We start from the raw sequence: 1091 nt of genomic DNA on the forward strand, positions 1-1091 counted from the left end.
TCCAGCCGCACCCCCGGACCCGACGGCGGCGCGAACCGCGTCACCGTCCCCGGCGCCGGCAGGAAGTTGCGCCCCGGGTCCTCACCATTGATCCGGAACTCGAACGAGTGCCCACGCACCGCCGGATCGCCGTACCCCAGCGCCTCACCATCGGCGATCCGGAACATCTCCCGCACCAGATCGATCCCCGTGACCTCCTCGGTCACCGGGTGCTCCACCTGAAGCCGGGTGTTCACCTCCAGGAACGAGATCGTCCCGTCCAGCCCCACCAGGAACTCCACCGTGCCCGCACCGACATACCCGGCCTCCTTCAAGATGGCCTTGGACGCCGCGTACAGCTCCGCGTTCTGCTCCGCCGACAAGAACGGCGCCGGCGCCTCTTCCACCAGCTTCTGATGCCGCCGCTGCAGCGAGCAGTCACGCGTGGAGACCACCACCACATTCCCGTGGGTGTCCGCCAGACACTGCGTCTCCACATGCCGGGGCTTGTCCAGGTAGCGCTCCACGAAGCACTCACCCCGGCCGAACGCCGCGACCGCCTCCCGCACCGCGGAGTCGTACAGCTCCGGGACCTCCTCCAGCGTCCGGGCCACCTTCAGACCCCGGCCACCGCCACCGAACGCCGCCTTGATCGCGATCGGCAGACCGTGCTCCCGCGCGAACGCCACCACCTCATCGGCACCCGACACCGGATCGGGCGTGCCGGCCACCAGCGGAGCACCCGCCCGCTGCGCGATATGCCGCGCGGCGACCTTGTCCCCCAGATCCCGGATCGCCTGCGGCGGCGGACCGATCCAGATCAGCCCCGCGTCCAGCACCGCCTGCGCGAAATCCGCGTTCTCGGACAGGAACCCGTACCCCGGATGCACCGCGTCCGCACCCGACTCCGCCGCCGCGGCCAACACCTTGGCCATGTCCAGATAACTGGCCGCCGGGGTGTCACCACCCAGCGCGTAAGCCTCATCGGCCGCGCGCACATGCACCGCGTCCCGATCCGGATCGGCGTACACGGCTACGCTCGCGATCCCGGCATCCCGACAAGCACGGGCAACGCGGACAGCGATTTCGCCACGGTTGGCGATGAGCACCTT

1 protein-coding gene is annotated in these 1091 nt (G+C 69.9%); it reads right to left on the reverse strand.

What is annotated here, in order from left to right:
- On the reverse strand, nt 1–1091 hold a 1091-nt coding region (locus ACH4B3_RS34305), incomplete at both ends, for an acetyl/propionyl/methylcrotonyl-CoA carboxylase subunit alpha (RefSeq protein WP_398469723.1).

Origin of the sequence: Streptomyces sp. NPDC018031 (assembly GCF_044327625.1) — a bacterium.
Lineage (GTDB): Bacteria > Actinomycetota > Actinomycetes > Streptomycetales > Streptomycetaceae > Streptomyces.